This window comes from Kitasatospora sp. SUK 42, assembly GCF_015776785.2.
Taxonomy (GTDB): Bacteria; Actinomycetota; Actinomycetes; order Streptomycetales; family Streptomycetaceae; genus Kitasatospora.
In genome coordinates this window covers 1-641 of the sequence record NZ_LFMD02000024.1, presented here as the reverse complement: position 1 = coordinate 641, position 641 = coordinate 1, and the positions used below count along the sequence as shown (strand labels likewise).

Sequence of the window (641 nt, the reverse complement as noted above, 5' to 3'; positions counted from 1 at the left end):
CCTGCGGCTGCCGACCACCCTGGTCTTCGACCACCCCACCCCGGCCGCACTCGCCGCCCACCTGCGCGAGCAGCTCCTCGGCGGCCGGCGCGAGGAAGCCCCGCCGGCCGTGGCGGCCACGGCGGCCACGACCGCCGACGAGCCGATCGCGATCGTCGGGATGGCCTGCCGCTACCCGGGCGGGGTGCAGTCCCCCGAGGATCTGTGGCAGCTGGTCCTGGACGGCCGGGACGGCATCACCGAGTTCCCGGCCGACCGTGGCTGGGACGTCGAGCGGCTGTACGACCCGGACCCGGAGAAGCCGGGTACCTCGTACACCCGCGAGGGCGGCTTCCTGCACGACGCGGACCTGTTCGACCCGGCGTTCTTCGGGATGTCCCCGCGCGAGGCGCTGGCCACCGACCCGCAGCAGCGGCTGCTGCTGGAGACCGCCTGGGAGACCCTCGAACGCGCGGGGCTGGACCCGGCCGGGCTGCGCGGCAGCCGGACGGGCGTGTTCACCGGCGTGATGTACCACGACTACGGCTCGCGGGTGCAGAACGTCCCGGAGGACCTGGAGGGCTACCTGGCCAGCGGGAACGCGGGCAGCGTCGCCTCCGGCCGGGTCTCGTACACGCTGGGCCTGGAGGGGCCGGCCGTCA

The 641-nt window shown here is 75.0% G+C and carries 1 protein-coding gene; it reads left to right on the top strand.

The window, feature by feature from the left end:
- Window positions 1-641: acyl carrier protein (locus RZ50_RS28185; protein ID WP_217681003.1), on the top strand; the 641-nt coding region annotated here is incomplete at both ends.